Origin of the sequence: Kribbella italica (genome assembly GCF_014205135.1) — a bacterium.
In the GTDB taxonomy this organism is placed as follows: domain Bacteria; phylum Actinomycetota; class Actinomycetes; order Propionibacteriales; family Kribbellaceae; genus Kribbella; species Kribbella italica.
Genome location: NZ_JACHMY010000001.1, coordinates 6,211,504 through 6,227,450 on the forward strand (window position 1 = coordinate 6,211,504; position 15,947 = coordinate 6,227,450).

Consider the following 15,947-nt stretch of genomic DNA (forward strand, 5'->3'; position numbering starts at 1 on the left):
GGCCCATGACGAGCGATCGGGTCTGGTCGAAGCTCCCCGCCGGGACGCGGGAGGCGCTGGTCGACGGGCTGAGCCCGTCCGACCTGCAGAGCGCGTTCCTGGAGATCAGTCGTGAGCGCGCCGCGAAGCTGACGCCGGCCCGCGTCTTCGATCGCTGGCGCAACGACCGCTTCGTCCAGCCGTCGCAGGCCGACCCGCGGGCGCTGGTCCGGACCCAGGCCCGTCTCTGGGACCTGCTGCCGGACCGGTTCGCAGGCGTCGAGCTGTCACCGGTCACGCCGCTTGGCACCTGTTCGGTCGTGTCCAACATCCACCAGAACATGGTGCTGAGCACGATGCGGAACACCGAGGTCGCCAGCGACCCGACCAACGAGCTCGCGCTCGAGGCCGCCGTACGGCGACGTGCCGGCGCCGAGCGCGTCGACCTGGCGACCTGTCAGCGCGTGGTGCGCGCTCAGGTGAACGACGGGCCTGGGATGTTCGCGCACTTCCAGCTGTTCGCGCTGGTGTCGTCGGCCCGGGACACCGGGTCCGGCCGCACGGAGGCGGAGCTGCTGCTGGATCACCTGCGCTACTGGTACGCCGTACTGGGTGACAAGGCGGACCTCAGCTTCACCACGTTCGCGCCGAGCGCGGTCCGGGAGCGGATCGACGACACCGTACGGCCTGGGCTGCCGGTGGAGTTCGTGGAGGACACCGGGCGCACCAAGGGCGCCGGCTACTACTCCGGTACGGCGATCGGCGTGGGAGTCGCCGGCAACGAGCTGGGCGACGGCGGCTTCACCCGCTGGACCGCTGACCTGCTGGGGGACGCCAAGGAGCGCTGCCTGATCTCCTGCGTCTCCACCGAACGCCTGACTGCACTCAGCGCAGTTTGAGCAGCCCGGCGTCGGTCGGCGTGAAGCCGCACGCGTCGAGGTAGAAGCTCGCGAGGTGCGGCTCGTAGTCGACGTGCAGCCACTCGCACCCAGCCGCCCGTGACTCGTCGGCGGCCCGGGCGACCAGCTGCGAGCCGATCCCCTTGCGCCCGTGGTCCGGGTGCACGGCGGTGTCCAGCACGAACGCGTGGGCGCCGCCGTCCCAGCAGACCTGGACAAAGCCGATCAGCTCGTCGTTGTCGAAGGCCCCGACCCAGGTGAGCGCGTGGCGCTCCAGGCGGGCTGCCCATGGCTCGACCTCGCCTGGGGCCCCGAAGGCCAACGAGTGCAGGGCCGAGAGCACCTGGTCGTCGACGGGGAAACGCACCCGCAGTTCCACTTAGCGTCCTTCCGTGCTGATCAGTACGACGGTGCTGTCGGCCGTCAGGTCGAGCTCAGCGCGTGCGGCGCGCAGGCCGGCCAGTGTGGCTGCTCCGCTCGGCCCCGACGAGATGCCCAACGCTGCAAGGTCCTCTGAAGCCTGCAGGGCTTCAGGGTCATCCACCGTGACCGACGCGTGGAGGCCGTCGCGCAGGACCGGCCAGGCCAGGCTGGACGGCGTACCGCAGTTCAGGCCGGCCATGACTGTGCTGCTGGTCTCCACTGTCACCAGGTGACCGGTCAGCAAGCTGCTGGTGACACAGGCGGCGCTGCTGGGCTCTACACCGAGCACGGTGGCGCAGTGGGTGACTCCTGCTTGGGCGACCGAGCCGACGCCCATCGGTACGACGACCAGGTCGGCGGCTACGTCGACCTCGTGGAACAGGGTCGAGTAGCCGTCGACGATGAGTTGCGGGATCTCCTCGTAGCCGGGCCAGGCCGAGTCCTGGATCAGGAGGCGGCCAGGGGTGATGGAGTCGGCAGCGGCGAGCACGGCGTCGTCGTACGAGCTGGACAGGACTGTGACCTCGGCACCCTCGGAGCGGATGGCGTCGATGGCTCGCGGGCTGACCACGTCGGGGATGAAGACGTGCGAGCGCAGCCCGAGCAGCTGGGCGCGCCGGGCGACCGCGCGGCCGTGGTTGCCGTCGGTGGCGGTCACCAGGACCTCGGTGTCGGGTTGGAGGGCGCGGTGGATCGCCCACCAGGCGCCGAGCGCCTTGAAGGCGGGCAGGCCCAGGCGCTGCGACTCGTCCTTCACCAGCACTCGGCCGAGGCCCAACTCAGCAGCCAGGGCCGGTACGTCGTGCAGCGGCGTGGGGGCGTAGTCGGCCAGGCTCTGGTGGAACGCCAGCACGTCGGCAGGTGCCGGCGTCGTACGACGTGAGCGGGCTGCCGCCCGGTACAGCACCGGCTACGCGACCAGGGCGAACGTCTGCGCGGTGGTCGAGTACGACTGCGGGGACGAGGTCCCGATCCGCTGCGGAGCCGACTCCTCGACCCGGATCGACGCCGTGTGCAGGCGGACCGGCAGCGTGGACCGGACCGCGGTGGCCAGGTCGAACTGCACCTCGGCCAGCAGGTCGGACAGCTCCAGGTCGAGCGCCCGGCAGATCGCGGCGAGGATCTCCGAGGAGGGCTCCTTGCGGCCGCGCTCGATCTCGGACAGGTACGGCACGGACACCTGGGCCACCTCGGCGAGCTCGCGCAGGGTGATCCCCCGCTCGCGCCGCAGCCGGCGGAAGACGTTCCCGATCACCTGGCGTAGCAGCACGTCCGGTCCTCCTCGAGCTCGGTGGTTCCTGTACCGAGTGTGCCATCCCCGGCGGGTCTGCGGTGGGCAGATCTGCCACGGGCAGATTCCGGGGCCGCCCGGCCCCAGGGCGGTCACGCTGGGGACATGAGCGAGAACCAGCGAACCACCGACCTCGACCAGCACATCTACCAGCGTCTGCTCTGGCAGCGCATCGTCGTCCTGCGCGACGAGATCAAGGACGAGAACGCCAACGCGCTGTGCGCGCAGCTGGTCCTGCTGAACGCGGAGGACCCGAAGGCGGAGATCTCGCTCTACATCAACTCCCCCGGCGGCTCGGTGTCGGCCGGGCTGGCGATCCTCGACACGATGAACTTCATCAGCAACGACGTCTCGACGTACGCGATGGGCCTGGCCGCGTCGATGGGACAGGTGCTGCTGGCCTGCGGTACGCCGGGCAAGCGGTTCAGCCTGCCGCACGCGCGGATCATGATGCACCAGCCGTCCGGCGGGATGGGCGGGACGGCCAGTGACATCAAGACCCAGGCGGAGCAGTCACTGCTGGCCAAGCAGCAGCTGGCCGAACTGCTGGCCGACCGGACCGGGCAGTCGGTGGACCGGATCACCGAGGACTTCGACCGGGACAGGTGGTTCACGCCGGAGCAGGCGCTCGACTACGGCATCGTCGACCGGGTGCTGACCCAGCCGGTCAGCGTCTGAGCCGGAGCCCGCTCCCCCGAACTGCGGGCCCCGGCGGCTGCTAGGCCAAGGCCTGCGCGAGGTCCTTGACCAGGTCCTCGGGGTCCTCCAGGCCGATGCTGATGCGGAGCAGGTCCTGGTCGGGCTTGGCGTCCTCGGCAACCAGGCGGTGGGTCAGCGCGGCCGGGTGCTGGATGAGGGTGTCGACACCGCCCAGCGACACCGCATGGGTGATCAGCTCGAGCCTGGCCAGCAGCTGGTCGGCCCGGCTCGTCCGGAACGCCAGTACGGCGCCCGGCCCGCTCTGCTGCCGACCGACCAGCCCGCGCGGATCACACTCGGGCAGACCGGGGTAGTAGACCTTGTCCACAGCCGGGTGCGTGCTCAGCCAGTCAGCCACCTTCGCCGCACCGGCCTGCTGAGCGCGGACGCGCACCGGCAGCGTCTGCAGCCCCCGGTGCAGCTCGTACGCCGCCAGCGGGTAGAGCAGCGCCCCGGTCACCGCACGCATCTGGCGGATCCTGGCGACCCACTCCGCCGGGCCGGCGACCAGTCCGCCCATCAGGTCGCCGTGGCCGCCCAGGTACTTCGTGGCCGAGTGCAGCACGAGCGTGGCGCCGTGCTGGGCGGGCTGCTGGAGTACGGGGGTCGCGAACGTGTTGTCGACAGCCACCGGTACGCCGGCCGCCTGACGGACCACGTCGGCGATGTCGACGAGCTCGACGGTCGGGTTGGCCGGGGTCTCGATGAGCACGAGCCCTGTGTCGGGGCGGAGCTCGCCGGCGACGGTGCCGGGGGTTGCCCAGCTGACCGTCGTACCGAGTAGGCCTGTGGACAACAGGTGGTCGGAGCCGCCGTACAAGGGTCGGACGGCAACGACGTGCGGCTTGCCGGAGGCGACCGTGGCGAGCAGGACCGCGGCCAGCGCGGCCATGCCGGTGCTGAACGCGACTGCGCCGTCGCAGGTCTCCAGCTCGGCCAGGGCGGTTTCCAGGCGGGCGACGTTCGGGTTCCACAGCCGCTGGTAGACGAGGCTGCCGCCGGCCGGGTCGCCGCCGGTCGCCAGGCGGTCGTACGCCGCGCCGCCCGCCTGCAGGTCGGTCAGCGGGTACGTCGTACTCAGGTCGATCGGCGGGACGTGCACGCCGAGCGCGGTCAGGTCGTCGCGGCCGGCGTGCACGGCGCGGGTGTCCGATGCGGTCATCGAGCCTCCTTGGTCCGTCTGCGGTGCGCCAAGGGTGGAATCTTCTGCGAGTTTGGGGCAAGAGTTCCGAAGAAAATTCGTCCACAGGTCTGTCCACACGCTGTGGATTCTGTGGACGGCCCTTACAGTAAGGTCATGCCGAAGGATCGCCGGACCCCCGGACCGGCCCCCCGGCCGGTCCCCCCGGGGCTCGACGAGGTCGACCTGGAGCTCGTCCGGCTGCTCACCGCGGACGGCCGGATGCCGAACAACGCGCTCGCCGAGGCGACCGGGATCGCCCCGTCGACCTGCCTGGCGCGCGTGCGCGCGCTGCGCGACCGCGGGGTGATCCGCGGATTCCACGCCGACGTCGACCTGGCCGCGCTCGGGCGCCCGCTGCAGGCGATGGTGGCGATCCGGATCGGCGCGCACTCCCGCGACGAGATCGACCGCTTCCGCGCGATGGTCCCGCGGCTACCCGGCGTCCTGTCGTTGTTCCACGTCAGCGGCGCCAACGACTACCTGCTGCACGTGGCCGCCGAGTCGCCTGACGCGCTGCGTGATTTCGTCCTCGACCACCTGACGGCGGACCCCGCGGTGGTCCACGCGGAGACCAGCCTGATCTTCGAACACGTCAGACCGTGACCTGTGGATAGGCCTGTGGATAACCGGAGATCAAGTGGGATGGGTCAACAGATCCAACTCAAGGACAATTGCAGCCCAAGCGGCACCGCGCTTCTGGGGGAACAACATGACCGACTGGATCCCTGACTGGGTCGTACCTATCCCCGGCCTCGCCCGCGTTGCGGTAGAGAACACAGCCAAGGACGAGTTCCTGCATCGACTCATCACGTTCATGCGAGACAGGCTCGACTACGGCTACAGCTCACGGACCGTCTACGTGCCTGCGATCGGACGGGTTGACGAGTACTGCCTCAACACTTCTGGCTCAAAAGAACTCCCGAGACTCTGGATCGTGAGCCACGACGGCTACCTGATCTTGTACGCGGCCGGCCTCGGTTCGGAGGGCGAGGAACTTCTTGTCTGGCAGCAATGCATCGAACACAGCTTGAGCACACTCGGAAAGAGAGCTGATGTGGAGTGGGTCGCCATCCTGTCCCAATCCCCGTCGGATGTGGCCTTCGCCCAAAAGCTGACTCCGTCAGCCGACCGGTCTGAGTTGCAATTCCGACTTCTCGACGGCTGCATCAGTGAAGACAGGTCAGCGACAATGAGCGACGTCGGCGTCATGGTTATGCCGAGCTTCCACTGGCCGATCGAACTGTCGGGTGTCGCGTCGTGCTATGCCTGGGGCCAGGACGGCGATTGGCGGACAGCTGAGCGCGTCAGTGTGCTTGTGGCCTTGCTCTCGCTGGAATGGGACAGCCATTGGAGGATTCGAGAAGGCCCAAGGCAGTCGGGCGTCCACTGGGAGGGTGAAGCTCCTCTCATGGGTCATGGATGGAAACGAATCGAGGATGACCATCCGCTCGCTCGTGGACAGTCCGTGGTGGTACCCCGCTGGCTGGAGAAGGCCGAGTCCGAGGTGATGCGGCGGACCAGAACACGTGATGCCCTCGTCATGCATTACCAGGGCCTCGGCCTGACCGCCCACAATCCCTCGATCGCACTCGTCTGCTTCATCGCGGCCATCGAGACGATCGCGCAACTCGACAGGAAGCCTGATCGCTGCGAGGAGTGCAAGTCGGTCATCGGCAGCCGAGCGCGGTTCGAGGAGGCCATTCGCCCAGTCCTCAAGCCTGAGCAGGTCGAGCTTCTCGCCACCGCCTACGCGAAGCGCTCGAGAACGGTGCATCAAGGCAAGCTTCATGGCGCTGAGCTACGGGTCGAGGGTTGGGGACCGATGAGCCTGTTCGTGCCAGATCCTCTGTTCGACTTCGAGAAGGGCACGGTCCTCAGCGCTCGCCGCGCGAGCCGACAGTTGATCTTGAAGCAGCTGCCGACCAACTGACACCCGGCGCTCACGTACCCGTGCGCCGGGTGTTCTGACTCTGGCAATTCAGTCAAAATCATGGTCGATAGCTTCTCTGTCGATGCCGACCAGGTCCCAGTGGGTGATGGTGGCGGTGCAGGCGCCGCTGGTGAGGTACGGGTCGGTGGCGACGATGGCCTCGGCCTGAGCCTGGTCGGTGACGTGCAGCAGGTATCCGCCGATGACACCGTCGACGGGCTCGGAGCCGAACCCACCGCCGAGCAGCACCAGGTGCCGCTCGATCAGGCTGTCGATGAAGGGCTCATGCGCAGGCACGTCCGCCGGAGCGTCCGGCAGCAACTGCAGCAGAACCAGGAAGTACATCTTCCGATGCTAGGTCCTGCTGGGGCTGAGGTGGTGGCCCCCGGGTGGGAGGGCTATGGGTGGGAGGGCTCGCTGCTGGGGTGCGGGGCGGATTGGTACGGCCCTCCGTCAGCTGCCGCTTCTCCAAGCGTGAGGTCAGGTGGGAACCCGCGGCCGGCTGCTCGAACGATCCACTGCTGCATTCTTCGACGACTGGTCCCTTATGTGACCACTGGTGCGTTGTACGGCGTCAGTGGTGCAACAAGGGACCAGTCGTGCAACAAGAGAGCAGGCGAGGGCGGGCGGTCGCCGTACGGCGTTCGCTGGGGCTGCACCGGACCGCTTCCCGGTTCGCGATGGTTGTGCTTTGCCGCCCTATGGGGTGGACCGTGCCGGCTGCCGTTGCTGTGGGGGTCAGGTGGTGGCCCCCGGGTGGGAGGGCTATGTGCGGATGCCCCCGAAGGTCATCTGGGCGGAGGTCGGCTGGGCGGAGGCTGCGGGTGATGGGCGGGCTGGTGAGCGTGGTCGTGAGCGGTGCTGGGGCGGCCGGTGAGCGAGGTTGCTGGGGGGAGGCTTGCGCCAGGGCCGGTCGGCTCGGCTCCTGAGCGGGTCGCGGGCCTGGGAGGAAGTGATGGCGCTGGATGGGTCTGGTGGGTGTGGCCAACTGGTGAGGGTGAGTCGCGCGGGCCAGCCCGCCGGCCTGGCTCGGTTGGACGGCGAGCGGGTGTGCGTGAACAACTGATGGGGACCTCGAACATCTAATAGCTTGTCCGCGGTCCCCGTTTTCTGTCCTAGGTCCCCGGTTGCTGCCGCCACCATGGCGACTACTGGCTCGTCGGTGCGGCGGCCGAGGGTCGGCGCCGTAGGAGGGAAGCCAGGCAAGGCCGCGGCGTCGGACTACCGGGCGGGAGGCGTGGGACGGGCACCGGGCGAGAGGCGTGGATGAGAGGCGCTGGACGGAAACCGCCGGGTGGGCGACGGTCGGGTGGGAGCAACCCCTACCAGCTCAGCGGGGTTTCAGGCCCCAGGCCTCCGCCAGGAGCGTGAACGAGTGGCGGCGTTCGGCGGGGTCGTGGATGGCGGTGGTGATGATGAGTTCGTCGGCGCCGGCCTTGTTGGCTCGGCGGCCCAGGTCGGCGGCTACCTGGTCGGGGGTGCCGACCGAGACGACGTTGGTCCATTCCTCGACGGCGGCCTTTTCGCCCTCGGACCACGGGTAGGCGGCGGCCTCTTCGGGGGACGGGAGGGGGCCGGGGCGGCCGGAGCGGAGGCGGAGCATGGAGAGGGCGTTGGCCTGGGCGAGCTGCTGGGCGCGTTCTTCGGTTTCGGCGACGATCGCGGCGAGGGCGAGGATCGCGTGGGGCTCGGACTGCTCGGCGGAGGGCTGGAAGATTTCTTTGTACTTGCCGATCACGCCGGCGGGGTCGAGGGTGCCGAAGTGGCCGGCGTAGGCGAAGCCGGTGCCGAGGATCGCGGCGGCCTGGCCGCCGTACGTGCTGGAGCCGAGGATCCACACCGGGGGCAGCGGTACGTCGGACGGCTGCGCGGTGATCGGGGCGAACGGGTGGTCGGCGGGGAAGCCCTCGGCGTACGCGCGGAGTTCGGCGTACTGGTCGGGGAAGTCGTCGGCGGCGAGGGCCTCGCGGCTGCGGCGGAGTGCGAGCGCGGTGCGCTGGTCGGTGCCGGGCGCGCGGCCGATGCCCAGGTCGATCCGGCCGGGGTGCAGGCCGGCCAGGACGCGGAAGGTCTCGGCGACCTTCAGCGGGGAGTGGTTCGGGAGCATGATGCCGCCGGAGCCGACGCGGATCGTCGAGGTGACGGCGGCGACGGCCGCGATCATCACCTCGGGCGTGGAGCTGGCGACGCTCGGGATGTTGTGGTGCTCGGCCAGCCAGAAGCGGCTGTAGCCGGCCGCCTCCACGCTCTTCGCCAGTTCGAGCGTCTCGTGCAACGCCTCCGACGGCTTGGTCCCGCTCGGCACGGGAGACAGGTCGAGCACGGACAGCGGCATCGCTTCACTCGTCACGTACAACCCCAACCGGCCGGTCCGCCGACCTATTCCACCGCCGGGCCGGGAGCCGCGCCGGTACGACGTACCGGCTCGCCGTCCACCGTCACGTCCGAGCACCCGGTGAACGTGTACGACGGCTCGCCGCCGGCCACCCGGTTGCCGGTGAAGACCAGCCCGCCGACGCTCTTCGCGCGCAGGACCTCGCCGTCGCCGGTCAGCCGGAACTCGTTGTCCTCGATCCGTACGCCGCGGTGCACCGGCTCGCCCTCGATCTGGTTCGTCGGGTCGAACCAGATCACCGGCGTCGCCGGCCGCAGGAACTGGTTGCCCCTGACGACGAGATCCCGGACCGGCCCCGACTCGTACCACTGGTGCGCGTCGGCCGACACGTAGCTGCTCGCCATGCTCATCCCGTCGAACACGTTGTCCTCGATCACGCTGCTCCCCCGCGTCGTGAGCAGGACCCCGCGGGTCGGGATGTTGCGGAAGGTGTTCCCGGCGATCCGCACGCTCGGCGTGTAGGTGAGGTTCTCGACGACATGACCGCCGGGCACGACCGCGGCGGGTACGGCGCGGTCGAGCGTGATCGTCATCGTGGTCAGCGGCTTGCTGCTGTCGATCCCGGTCGGACCGTCGACCCTGGTGACCGTCGCCTGACCGGCGCCGGCCATCGTCAGCTTGTCGACCAGCTCGACGGCATCACCGGGGTGGAACTGTGGAAAACCCGCGGTCTCGTCGTGCATGTACCGCAGCCCGAGCCGGGTTCCATCCACCTCCACCACCTCGACGTACGTGCCGTGCACGTTGATCGGGTCGTCGTGCGCGCCGTCGAACAGGTTGCCGCTGATCGTCACCGTGCCGCGCACACCCGACAGCTGCAGGATGTCCGCGAACGCCGCCGTACTGCGCCCGATCGAGCGGTCGGCGTGGAACTCGTTGTCCGTCACAGTGATGTCGGCGCTGAGCTGGCCGACGATGCCGAAGCCGTGCAGGTAACCGGCCTTCAGGTTCGTGACTGTGACCTGCGCGGACTCCCAGATGAACCCGGCCGCCGTGTCGCGGGTGGGCTCGCGCAGCTGGTAGACGAGGCCGAGGTCTTCGGGGACGACCGCGGAGGCGTAGTCGACGCGCACCCGGTGATCACCGAGATCGGTCAGCCCCGCGACCTCGGCGAAGAGCGGGTTCGGTCCACGCCAGGTCCGCTGAGCGACCGGATCGTGGATCTGCGAGTACCACATCTCGTCGGTGGTGTGCCGCCAGTACGGCGTACCGGCCGGGCTGGTCTCGCCAAGAAAGGTCAACCCATCGGCGACCAGATACGGGTTGCCCGGCGGAATGCTCAGCACCCGGTACGCCGGCCCGGCCTCCGCGACCGTCACGTCGACGACCTTCGGCGCCACCGTGTCGAAGGCGAAGTTGCTGATCGTCACGCGCTCCGAGCGGACCACCGCGAACAGCCCCATCAGACCGTGCAACACCAACGACGAGCCGTCGCCGTCGATCGTCAGGTCCGCCAGGTCCTCGATCAGGAAGGCGAAGCGCTTGTGCCGGTGGGCCTGATCGGCGCCGACGGTGTTGGAGATGTAGAACTCCCGTTCGACCGCGTGCTCGGGGTAGAGCTGGTAGAGACCCCGCGGGAACAGAAGGCGGACCGGGCCGTCCAAGGCTCCCGCGTGCGCCAGCGCGGCGACGACGGCCGGGGTGCTGTCTTGGATACCGCCAAGGTCCGCGCCGAAGGCGGTGACGTCGACTACGTGGGTCACGAGGGCCTAGCTAATCAGGCCGGGTACGGCGACGCGGCGCGGGCGTCGCGGAGAGCCCGGGCCCACCAGGCGAGCTGGTCGAGCAGGGCGGTCGCGGCCGCGGCGGTGGCGTCGTCGTCGAGCTCTTCCGGATCCGCCGACCCGGGGAACTGCTGGAAGCTGAGCGTCTCGCGGACGGTGACGGCGTGCAGCTCGCCGAAGACGAGGCGCAACTGCTCGGCGGCGCGCAGTCCGCGCGAGCGGCCGCCGTACACGACGAAGCCGATCGGTTTGCCGTACCAGGGCTCGCGGACGGTGTCGATCGCGGTCTTCAGGTCGCCGGGATAGGCGTGGTTGTACTCCGGGGCGATGATCACGACCGCGTCGGCGTCAGCGATGCGCTGCCGGAGGTCACCGGTGCGCGACAGGTCGACGAGGTCGAGCTTGAAGTCGTCCCGGAGGTCCACCTGCCGGCTGAACCAGGTCATCAGCGTCCGGCAGAACGGACTGGCCTCCGCGCTGCGGACGAGGAGGGCGAGGCGGAGCGGATGAACGGTCACGTCGTCGGACGGTAATACCTCAACCCGACTTGAGGTCAAGCCCGTCCACGGAACGACTCCTGGCGGAAAGGAGGAAATGCGCTAAAATCGAGGATTTGTGGGATCAACCAGAATTGTTCTGGGAGCCGACTTGCGGCATTTTATCACAAGGGGTTGGAATTGCAGAATCCGGTCCAGTCCGAACAGTTTCACCTGACCACGTTCTACGCGGCGCTGGACCGCGAGCGCGGCCAGGCCGAGACCCGGCGCGAGAGCGAGCAGGTGGCCGGGACGCGGAACGCGCAGGCTCTGCACCAGCGCGACGGCCGGGTCCGTGACCTGAACGCCCGGCTCGCCCGGCTGAACGCCGCCGAGGAGGGCCTGTACTTCGGCCGGCTCGACGACAGCGACGGCGAGGTCCTGCACCTCGGCCGGATCGGCCTGCACGACGAGGACTACGAGCCGCTGCTCGTCGACTGGCGCGCGCCTGCCGCGCGCCCGTTCTACGTGGCAACAGCCGTGCACAACCAGGGCGTCGTACGGCGTCGGCACATCCAGAGCCGGCTGCGCAAGGTGGTCGACGTCCAGGACGAGCAGCTCGATCTCGGCCGGACGGCGGAGGGTGAGTCGCGACTCGGGACCGGCGTGATGGGCGAGGCCGTCCTGCTGAAGGCGCTCGAGGCCCGCCGGACCGGCTCGATGGAGTCGATCGTGCAGACGATCCAGGCCGACCAGGACCGGATCATCCGCTCCGAGCTGCCCGGCGTACTGGTCGTTCAAGGCGGTCCCGGAACGGGAAAGACCGCCATCGCATTGCACCGGGCCGCTTACCTTCTGTACACCCATCGCGATCAGCTGGAAAAGCGCGGAATTCTCGTGGTCGGGCCGAATCCGACGTTCTTGAAGTTCATCGGGCAGGTGCTTCCGTCGCTGGGTGAGGACGGTGTTCGTCTCGTCACACTGGCCGAGCTGTACCCCGGTCTGACCGCGACCCGGCCGGAGTCCGCCGAGGCGGGCGAGGTGAAGGGCCGCGCGGTGATGGCCGAGGTGATCGCCCAGGCCGTCGCGGACCGGCAGTGGGTGCCGGCGAAGCCGCTCGAGGTGACCGTCGACCGGACCGTCCTGCGGCTCGACCCGACCGTCGCCGAGGAGGCGCGAGCCAGGGCGCGCGAGCGGCGGCTGACGCACAACCAGGCCCGGCCGTTCTTCCTGACCGAGATCGTCGACGCGCTCGTCGACCAGTATGCCGAGATCATCGGCGCCGACCCGCTCGGCGGCGAGAACCTGCTCGACGAGTACGACCTGGCCGAGCTGCGCAAGGAGGTGATCGCCGAGCCGGCCGTGCAGGAGCTGTTGCATCGTCTTTGGCCGAACCTGAGCCCCCGCGAACTGCTGGTCGACCTGTACGGCGACGAGCGCCGCCTCGCCGAGGCGGCTCCGCAGCTGAGCGAGCTGGATCGCGAGCACCTGCTCCGGTACGGCGACGACTGGAGCCCGGCCGACGTACCGCTGCTCGACGAGGCGGCCGAGCTGCTCGGGGACGACGGGCAGGAGGCGGCCCGGCTGAAGGCGGAGCGGGCGCGCGCGATCGCTTATGCGCAAGGGTCTCTCGACGTCCTGAGCGGGTCGGGGTCGACGGACTTCGACGAGGACGACGAGTCGGAGGTGCTGACCGCGCGGGACCTCCTGGACGCGGAGGCGCTGGCCGAGCGGTACGAGGCGGACGACGACCGGACGCTGGCCGAGCGGGCCGCGGTGGATCGGCGGTGGACGTACGGGCACGTGATCGTCGACGAGGCGCAGGAGTTGTCGCCGATGGCGTGGCGGGCGATCGCGCGGCGGTGCCCGTTGCGCTCGATGACGCTGGTCGGCGACGTCGCGCAGACCAGCGCGGCTGGTGGCGGGACGAGCTGGCAGCAGGCGCTGGCGTCGAGCTTCGGCGATCGCTGGCGGCTCGCGGAGCTGACGATGAACTACCGGACGCCGGCCGAGGTGATGGAGCTGGCCGGGCACGTGCTGCAGCTGGTGGATCCGACGGTGAAGGCGCCGGAGTCGGTCCGGTCGACCGGGGTGAAGCCGTGGCACGTCGACGTCGTACCGGCTGATCAGGCGGCGTACGTCAGCAAGGTCGCCGGCGAGGAGGTCCAGCACGGGCAGGTCGGGGTGATCACCTCACGGCTGCGGCTGGAGCTCGTGCAGGAAGCGGTCGGCGAGCTGGCGGATGTGACGGTGCTGACTGTCGCCGGTGCGAAGGGGCTCGAGTTCGACTCGGTCCTGGTGGTCGATCCCGAGGGCATCATGCTCGAGTCGCCGCGCGGCCTGCGCGACCTGTACGTCGCGCTGACGCGCTGCACGCAGCGGCTCGGCGTGATCGGCGAGTTGCCTGAAGTGCTGGCCGAGTCAGACGCCTGGGACATCAGGAGTTAGTGGTCGGCGCAGCACTTCTGCTGGTGTTCGGCTTCGAAGGGGATGAGGACGCCGCCGGCCGCGGGCTGGACCTGGAGAACGATCTGGCCTTCACGGCGTACGGGCCGGACGAAGTCGCGGGTGTCGATGACGGTGGCGTCGGTGATCGGTAGGCCGCCGATCGCCTCGACGTAGTCGATCCCGGCCTTGGCGCGGAGATCAGCAGCCGTCTGTACGCCGTACGCGTGCTCGCGGCCGGGCCAGCGGACCAGGCGACCGGTGCCCAGGGCGGTCTCGACCGCGGCGACGTACGCACCGCGCACCAGGTTGCTCGGGCCGGCGAGGTCGGGGGCGGTCGCGCCGGGGTGGGTGAAGGCCGATCCCGCGCCGTGGTCGGTGCACCAGGCGCGGACGTGGTCCTCGAGTTCGTCCGTCGGCGCGGTGATGGAGACGGCGAGGTGCGGGGTCTCGCCCCCGGTGATCATGTGCGTGCACGCGATCACCGGGGTCGGCGCCGGGCCGAGCAGTTCGTGCAGAACGTGCTCGGCCGCGGCGGTGTCGCGGCTGCCCGCGTCGACGGCGATGATCACTTTTTCGGGAGCACCCAGATCGGGTTCGTGTAGAACCACAGGTCCGCCCACGGGTCGGCGTCGCCGACCACGTCGAACTGCGGGCCCGCAGGGTCGATCGCCGTACCGAGGTAGCCCGGCTGGCTGCGGTTGCCGTCGGTGCCGCGGACCCGGACGTAGAACGGCTCCTCGGCGCGACCCAGCGGCAGCACCAGCTCGAACGTGCCGCGCTTGCCCGAGGTGTCCCACTGCCGGACGACCTTGGTGTCGGGAGCGGTGAACGTGTCGCGGTTGCTGACCGTGCCCTTGACCGCGCCGCGGATCGCGTCGACCCGGTTCAGCTTCGGGACGAAGTTCGACCAGTTCGGCATCGTCTGGGCGGTGATCCGGACGACCAGCTCGACCGCGCGGCCGCGCCGTACGGTCAGCGCGCCGCCGAGCGGCTCGCCGTACCGGTGGCCGACCTCGCGGACCTCGACCTCGACGCCCTTGGCGAGCATGCCGTGGTCGACCCACATCCGGCCGGCCCGCAGGCCTTCCATCACCGACAGGTAGTCGCGGCGGTCGGCGCCGACGTGGGTGCGGCTGTAGTAGCCGGGGAAGAAGTCGCCCGCGGTCCGGTTCACGGTGTTGCCGTAGACCGGGTCCATGTAGCGGCCGTCGCGGTCGAACTGGGCCTGGTCGGAACCGTCGGGGCGGCGGGCCGTCTCGTTCCAGTTCACGTGGCTGTCGGAGTTCGCGCTGATCCACCAGGGCTTGCCCTCGGCGAGCAGGCTGTCCCACAGACCGCCGACGGTCGCGGTCATCCAGTCGAAGCCACCCCAGGTCCGGTAGGACTCGGCCGGGTAGCCGGCGAAGGAGTTCGCGCCCGGCGCGTTGCCGTAGAAGCCACGGGCCGAGGCGCCGCCGATCGAGGCCGGCAGACCGGCGGCCTGGTGGCCGGGCGCGCCCTCGAAGCCGATCGCGATCCGCGGGTCGGCGTCGCGCCAGTTGCGGATCTCGTGCGGGCTGTCGATGCCGTTGCGGGCCGGGTGGTTGGCCAGGAACAGCGCGTCCTGGACCCGGCGGCGGTCGACCTGCTGACCGAGCCACTGGATGCCGGAGACCGCGAGCTGCTCGTTGGCCGGGGTGTTCCCACTCGCGTTCTTCACGCTGCCGTCGTAGCTGTTCTCGAACTGCTTGAGGACCTCGACCTCGCGGCTGCCCGGCGCGACGAAGACGGTACCGTGCTCGGCGGCCGGGATGTTCCACTCCAGGCCCTGGAAGATCAGGGTGTTCTTCAGCTCGCTCCGGGCCGCCTTGATCTGCGGGTTGACCAGGTCGACGCCGATCCGGGCGTGGGTGGCGCCACCGTGGTCGGTGATCACCAGCCAGTCCAGCCCGTACGCCGACGCGTGGCGGGCCTGGTCGATCACCCGGTACATGCCGTCCGAGCTCAGCTGCGTGTGGATGTGGTGGTCGCCGGCCAGCCAGACGTTCGGGCGCTTGTGCCGCTGGAAGATCCAGCCCGGCACGTTCTTCGGCGTCGCGGCGGCGGCCGCCTGCGCGCCGGTGACGGCCAGCGCCGCCGTACCGCCGAGGATGCCGGCCGAGCGCAGCAGCGACCGGCGGCTCACCTCGGACGGCGAGAGGTCCGCGTCCGGGATCGACTCGTCCAGCGCGGCCAGCGTCGTGGCGTCCAGCTCGGTGTTCGGGTGGTGGTGGTCGTGCTCGTGGCCGTGCCCATGGCCGTGTCCATGCCCGTGGCCGTGACCGCTGTGGTCGTGGGAGTGTCCCATCGTGCGTCCTCTCGGATGGCGGAATCCGGCGCGATCATCGCCTTTCTTCATGACGTGAAGGTGTTCTCCCGATGAACCGTCGGCACCACTGGTTGCCCCGTCGCCCTTCTTTTGCGACCATGTCGCGTTTGCCCTCCAACCATGGACAACCCGGCGCCGGGTGGCTTCACTGGG

At 69.6% G+C, this 15,947-nt stretch carries 15 protein-coding genes; 5 read left to right on the forward strand and 10 right to left on the reverse strand.

Annotation, left to right across the window (positions count from 1 at the left end; genetic code table 11):
- Positions 1–5 precede the first annotated feature (5 nt).
- The gene (locus HDA39_RS28910) at positions 6–878 is read left to right on the forward strand and encodes a hypothetical protein (RefSeq protein ID WP_184800480.1); all 873 of its coding nucleotides are present in this window, start codon (positions 6–8) and stop codon (positions 876–878) included.
- On the opposite strand, the gene HDA39_RS28915 is transcribed toward HDA39_RS28910, so the two are convergent.
- Genes HDA39_RS28915 through HDA39_RS28925 form a run of 3 tightly spaced genes read right to left on the reverse strand, consistent with a single transcriptional unit; the run spans position 865 to position 2,571 of the window.
- On the reverse strand, positions 865–1,257 hold the full coding sequence (locus tag HDA39_RS28915; protein ID WP_184800482.1) for a GNAT family N-acetyltransferase: 393 nt from the start codon (positions 1,255–1,257) through the stop codon (positions 865–867). The genes HDA39_RS28910 and HDA39_RS28915 overlap by 14 nt on opposite strands.
- Positions 1,258–2,208 carry a pyridoxal-phosphate dependent enzyme gene (locus HDA39_RS28920; RefSeq protein WP_337925938.1) on the reverse strand — a complete coding sequence of 317 codons (951 nt, stop codon included), beginning with the start codon at positions 2,206–2,208 and terminating at the stop codon, positions 1,258–1,260.
- A 3-nt stretch (positions 2,209–2,211) separates the two neighbouring features.
- Entirely contained in the window at positions 2,212–2,571 is a 360-nt protein-coding gene (locus HDA39_RS28925) for a helix-turn-helix domain-containing protein (RefSeq protein WP_184800484.1), read from the reverse strand.
- A gap of 126 nt (positions 2,572–2,697) precedes the next feature.
- On the opposite strand from HDA39_RS28925, the gene HDA39_RS28930 reads away from it, so the two are divergent.
- A complete protein-coding gene (locus HDA39_RS28930; RefSeq protein WP_184800486.1) occupies positions 2,698–3,270 on the forward strand; it encodes a ClpP family protease in 573 nt (190 codons plus the stop codon).
- A gap of 40 nt (positions 3,271–3,310) precedes the next feature.
- On the opposite strand, the gene HDA39_RS28935 is transcribed toward HDA39_RS28930, so the two are convergent.
- Positions 3,311–4,453 carry a trans-sulfuration enzyme family protein gene (locus HDA39_RS28935; protein WP_184800488.1) on the reverse strand — a complete coding sequence of 381 codons (1,143 nt, stop codon included), beginning with the start codon at positions 4,451–4,453 and terminating at the stop codon, positions 3,311–3,313.
- Positions 4,454–4,588: 135 nt separating this feature from the next.
- On the opposite strand from HDA39_RS28935, the gene HDA39_RS28940 reads away from it, so the two are divergent.
- Entirely contained in the window at positions 4,589–5,077 is a 489-nt protein-coding gene (locus HDA39_RS28940) for an Lrp/AsnC family transcriptional regulator (RefSeq protein ID WP_184800490.1), read from the forward strand.
- Positions 5,078–5,183: 106 nt separating this feature from the next.
- Positions 5,184–6,404, forward strand: a complete 1,221-nt coding sequence (locus HDA39_RS28945; protein WP_184800492.1) for a hypothetical protein — start codon at positions 5,184–5,186, stop codon at positions 6,402–6,404.
- A gap of 48 nt (positions 6,405–6,452) precedes the next feature.
- On the opposite strand, the gene HDA39_RS28950 is transcribed toward HDA39_RS28945, so the two are convergent.
- The 4 genes from HDA39_RS28950 to HDA39_RS28965 form a co-directional block, all read right to left on the reverse strand.
- Entirely contained in the window at positions 6,453–6,749 is a 297-nt protein-coding gene (locus HDA39_RS28950) for a YciI family protein (RefSeq protein WP_184800494.1), read from the reverse strand.
- A 985-nt stretch (positions 6,750–7,734) separates the two neighbouring features.
- Positions 7,735–8,754, reverse strand: coding sequence for an LLM class flavin-dependent oxidoreductase (locus HDA39_RS28955; protein WP_337925939.1), 1,020 nt, complete (start codon positions 8,752–8,754; stop codon positions 7,735–7,737).
- Positions 8,755–8,783: 29 nt separating this feature from the next.
- Positions 8,784–10,502 carry an alpha-1,3-galactosidase-related protein gene (locus HDA39_RS28960; RefSeq protein ID WP_202893149.1) on the reverse strand — a complete coding sequence of 573 codons (1,719 nt, stop codon included), beginning with the start codon at positions 10,500–10,502 and terminating at the stop codon, positions 8,784–8,786.
- A gap of 14 nt (positions 10,503–10,516) precedes the next feature.
- Positions 10,517–11,041 carry an NAD(P)H-dependent oxidoreductase gene (locus tag HDA39_RS28965; protein ID WP_184800496.1) on the reverse strand — a complete coding sequence of 175 codons (525 nt, stop codon included), beginning with the start codon at positions 11,039–11,041 and terminating at the stop codon, positions 10,517–10,519.
- Positions 11,042–11,200: 159 nt separating this feature from the next.
- Here HDA39_RS28965 and HDA39_RS28970 point away from each other — a divergent pair, with 159 nt between their 5' ends.
- Complete coding sequence (locus HDA39_RS28970; protein ID WP_184806639.1) at positions 11,201–13,447, forward strand: HelD family protein; 2,247 nt, start codon at positions 11,201–11,203, stop codon at positions 13,445–13,447.
- Here HDA39_RS28970 and HDA39_RS28975 read toward each other — a convergent pair.
- The gene (locus HDA39_RS28975; RefSeq protein WP_184800498.1) at positions 13,444–14,016 is read right to left on the reverse strand and encodes a hypothetical protein; all 573 of its coding nucleotides are present in this window, start codon (positions 14,014–14,016) and stop codon (positions 13,444–13,446) included. The two genes, HDA39_RS28970 and HDA39_RS28975, sit on opposite strands and share 4 nt — an antisense overlap.
- Positions 14,013–15,773: a histidinol-phosphatase gene (locus HDA39_RS28980; RefSeq protein ID WP_184800500.1), complete on the reverse strand. Its 1,761-nt coding sequence runs from the start codon at positions 15,771–15,773 to the stop codon at positions 14,013–14,015. The genes HDA39_RS28975 and HDA39_RS28980 overlap by 4 nt, the downstream gene beginning before the upstream one ends.
- Positions 15,774–15,947 lie beyond the last annotated feature (174 nt).

What these genes read in the sequence shown, in the direction of transcription:
- HDA39_RS28910 (WP_184800480.1), top strand. Translation starts at nt 6, where the DNA reads ATGACGAGCGATCGGGTCTGGTCGAAGCTCCCCGCCGGGACGCGGGAG.
- HDA39_RS28930 (WP_184800486.1), top strand. Translation starts at nt 2,698, where the DNA reads ATGAGCGAGAACCAGCGAACCACCGACCTCGACCAGCACATCTACCAG.
- HDA39_RS28935 (WP_184800488.1), bottom strand. Translation starts at nt 4,453, where the DNA reads ATGACCGCATCGGACACCCGCGCCGTGCACGCCGGCCGCGACGACCTG.
- HDA39_RS28940 (WP_184800490.1), top strand. Translation starts at nt 4,589, where the DNA reads ATGCCGAAGGATCGCCGGACCCCCGGACCGGCCCCCCGGCCGGTCCCC.
- HDA39_RS28945 (WP_184800492.1), top strand. Translation starts at nt 5,184, where the DNA reads ATGACCGACTGGATCCCTGACTGGGTCGTACCTATCCCCGGCCTCGCC.
- HDA39_RS28950 (WP_184800494.1), bottom strand. Translation starts at nt 6,749, where the DNA reads ATGTACTTCCTGGTTCTGCTGCAGTTGCTGCCGGACGCTCCGGCGGAC.
- HDA39_RS28980 (WP_184800500.1), bottom strand. Translation starts at nt 15,773, where the DNA reads ATGGGACACTCCCACGACCACAGCGGTCACGGCCACGGGCATGGACAC.